Here is a 3,831-nt window from a genome sequence, read left to right on the forward strand (position 1 = left end):
ATGCTGCGGCTGCCAGCCGGCCAGCAGCTTGTCCAGCGCCGCCGCATCACGCTCGCGCATGCGGGCATGCAGGCGGATCTGTTCGGCCTGGCGGCCGGCGGTCAGCGCGCCGCCCTTGCCCACCAGGCGGGCCTGGTCGTCGACCAGCGCCTGGGCCTGCGCCGGCTGCACGAAGCGCGAGGCCGAGCCCGGCAGCAGGTACTGCCGGCCCTGGATGCCGGTGAGCTTCTCGTACTCGGGCCAGTGGTCCAGCACATGGCGGTAGGCCACTTCGCCCAGCGGCGCCAGCTCACCGGCCATCGACGGGATGGCCGACGCCACGTTGGGCGCGGTGATGCCCGACAGTGCTGCGCTGAGCAGTCGGCGCAGCTGCGCTTCGTCGGTGCCCGAGGCCAGGGCCCGCGCATAGGTCCAGCGGTCTTCGTCGCTGGTGGCCTGCTGCAGCCGCTGCAGCAGCTGCGCAAAGCGCTCGCCATCAGCCTGCGTGCCCACCGCACCGATCACACCGCTGCGGATGGCCGCGGGCAGCGGCTGGGTGCCGGCCACATCGGCATCGAAGCGCTGGCGCGCTTCGGCCAGCACCTGCGCATCGCCGAACATGGCCAGCTGGCGGATCAGCTGGTTGCGCAGCGCCCGCGGCTCGGAGCCTTCACCTTCGGCGGGCGTCCAGCCCAGGCGTGCCAGCTCGGGCGCCAGCAGCGCACGCGCGGCCTCGCGAAGAGGGGCCTGCACCGGCAGGCCGGCCATCACCGCGTCCAGCTCCTGCAGGCCGCGCATGGCCATGGTCAGCAGCGCGGCGCGGCTGTCGTCCTGCACCTGCGGCGCGGCGGCCAGCAGGCCGAACCAGCCGGCCAGCGGCGTGGCGCCGGTGCGGGCCAGCGCCAGTGCATCTGCCATCACCGTGACCCGGTCGGCCGGTGCCAGCGTGGGCAGGGCCCGCGCCAGCGCCTGCAGCTGGGCCGGGCTGTACTGCACGCGGTAGAAGCCCCGGCCGCCCGCATTGGCCACCAGCGGCTCTTCGCTGCAGCCGGGCAGGCGCAGCGTGCGCTGCGGCTGGTCCAGCATCACCGTCTGCACATCGCTGCCGCGCGCCAGCCGCACCGGGATGTGCCAGGTGCGCTGCATGCGGTCGGCCGCGCCGGTGACAAAGCGGCGCTGCGACAGCGTCACCTCGGTCTGGCCGCGGCTGCAGCGGCTGGCCAGTTGCACCACCGGAAAGCCGCGCTGGTCGGTCCAGCTGGCGGCCACGCGGCGCACGTCGCGGCCGGCCGCCTGGCCGATGTGGTGCCACAGGTCACCGGCGGTGGCATTGCTGTACTGGCGGTCGGCCATGTAGGCGGCCAGGCCCTTCTGGAACACCTCGGGGCCCAGCCACTGCTCGATCATCGACAGCACCGCGCCGCCCTTGGCATAGGTGATGTTGTCGAACACGTCCCACACGGCCTGTTCGTCCACCCGGCCCGAGCGGATGGCGCGCGTGGCCTGGCCGCTGTCTTCGTCCATCGCTTCTTCCACCCAGCCGCGTTCGCGCAGGCGCACCTGCCACTCGGGGTGGAAGTGGTCGGAGGTGCGGGTGGCCATCCAGGTGGCAAAGGCTTCGTTCAGCCAGATCTCTTCCCATGAAGCGGCGGTGACCAGGTTGCCGAACCACTGGTGCGCGATCTCGTGCGCCAGCAGGCCGAACACGCGGCGCTGGGTGTCGGGGTTGCTGCGCGCGGGGTCGAACAGCAGGCCGCTTTCGGCGTAGGAGATCAGGCCCCAGTCTTCCATCGCGCCCCAGCGGGTGCTGGGCACCGCATGCTGGTCGAGCTTGGGCAGCGCGTAGGGCACGCCGAAGTAGTCGGCATAGTGGCCCATCAGCTGCTCGGTGGCCTGCAGCGCAAAGCGGGCCTGCTCACGCTTGCCCGGCGCGGTGAGGATGCGCAGCGGCAGCGTGCCGGCGCTGCCTTCCAGCATGTCGAAGTGGCCGATGGTGAAGGCCAGCAGGTAGCTGGGCATCGGCGGCGTGGGCGCAAAGCGGTGCAGCACGTGGCCATCGGCTTCAGGCTGCTGTGATTGCTGCGGCATGTTGGCCACCACCTGCTGGCCGGCCGGTGCACGCACGCTCAGCTCGAAGCTGGCGCGGAACACCGGCTCGTCGAACACCGGCAGCACGCTGCGGGCGTAGATGGCTTCCAGCTGCGTGGCCAGCGTGCGGGCCATCGGTGCATCGGGCGCGGCGGTGATGTCGCGGTACTCGGCGCGGTACAGGCCCTGGCCGGTCTTCTGCACCACGCCGGTGTAGTCGATCTCGAGGCGCTGGCTGCCGGTGGCAATGGGTTTGCCGTCTTCGGGCACCAGGCGCCAGGTCTGGCGTGCTTCGTCGGGCAGCACCTTCATCGGGCGCAGGCCGCTGGCGTCGCTCAGCATCGCGCCGCTGGCCTGCAGCTGGTGGGCATTGAGCACGATGGCGTCGGTGGGCTTGCGCACGTCCACCACGATGGTCACTTCACCGCGGAAGTCGTCGCGGGCCGGGTCGGCGTCGATCAGCAGCTGGTAGTGCGTGGGCACCACCTGCTTGCTCAGGCGGCCCGGCGTGGCCGCAAAGTCGAAGCGGGCCTGGGCCTGGGCGGGCAGGCTGGGCGCAAGCCCGGCCAGCAGGGCCAGGGCCAGCAGGCCCGCGGCAGCAAAAGAGGGGCGGGCGGCAACGGCAGACGTCATTGCAGTTCCTGGAGCAAGGCGCATGGATCGATCCACTTTAGCGGCCCCCTGCGCGGCGGCTGCCCCTAGCTCTGCAGCCGTGACGTTTGTTCACAACTTACCCTCTGGCGGGCGTGCCGCCTTCCGGCCCATGGGGGATGTGGCCGCGCCCTTGGCCCGACACCATCGCACCGTCTTGAAGGATGGAGAAGACGTTGTCGCCACCACTGCCCCCGCTGATGAAGCTGCACACCGCGCTGGGCGATGCGCTGCTGTTCAAGCGCCTGCAGGCGCGCGAGGCGCTGGGCGAGCTGTTCGAGTTCGAGGTGGAGGCGCTGTCCAGCAACCCGTCGCTGGCCCCGGTGGATCTGCTGGGCCAGCCCGCCAGCGTGACGCTGCAGCGGGCCGATGGCGAGGACCGTTGCTTCCAGGGCCTGGTGGCCGAGATGGGCCTGCTGGGCGAGGCAGGCCAAGACCGCTTCAGCTACCGGCTGGTGCTGCGGCCCGCGCTGTGGCTGCTCACCCGCCGGGCCGACACGCGCATCTTCCAGGCCTTGTCGGTGCCCGACATCCTGAAGCAGGTGCTGGAGCCGTTTGCGGTGGACGTGGACTTCCAGCTCACCGGCCGCTATGCGCCGGTGGACTACTGCGTGCAATACCGCGAGACCGACTTCGCCTTCATCAGCCGCCTGATGGAGAAGGAAGGCATCTACTACTTCTTCCGGCATGAGGCGCAGCGCCACACGTTGGTGGTGGTGGATGCGCCCGGCGCCCATGTGCCGTGTGAAGGCGGCCACCAGTTCGTCTACCGCGAGACGGCCGACGACGCCACCGACCTGGAGCCCATCACCCACTGGCGCGTAAGCCAGCGGGTGCAGCCGCAGCGGGTGGCCCTGACCGACTACGACTTCACCAAGCCCGACGTGTCGCTGCAGGCCGAGGCGCATGCCGGCAGCAGTGCGCCGCAGCCGGCCGGCCTGCCGCCGCTGGAGATCTACGACTACCCCTGTGACTACGGCAGCAAGGCCGAAGGCGAGCACCATGCCGGCGTGCGGCAGCAGGCCTTCGATGCCCGGGTGCTGCAGGTGCAGGGCGAAGGGCTGATGCGCACGCTGGCCGTGGGCGGCCGCTTCGAGCTGGCCGAGCATCCGC

At 71.1% G+C, this 3,831-nt stretch carries 2 protein-coding genes; one reads left to right on the top strand and one right to left on the bottom strand.

Features of this window, described 5'->3' with window-relative positions:
- Window positions 1-2,700, bottom strand: a 2,700-nt coding sequence (locus ABNT58_RS14990) for a M1 family aminopeptidase (RefSeq protein ID WP_348754261.1), incomplete at its 3' end; no start/stop codon positions are given.
- A gap of 194 nt (window positions 2,701-2,894) precedes the next feature.
- Here ABNT58_RS14990 and tssI point away from each other — a divergent pair.
- On the top strand, window positions 2,895-3,831 hold a 937-nt coding region (tssI, locus tag ABNT58_RS14995), incomplete at its 3' end, for a type VI secretion system tip protein TssI/VgrG (RefSeq protein ID WP_348754262.1).

Source organism: uncultured Aquincola sp. (assembly GCF_964001545.1).
GTDB lineage: Bacteria > Pseudomonadota > Gammaproteobacteria > Burkholderiales > Burkholderiaceae_C > Aquincola.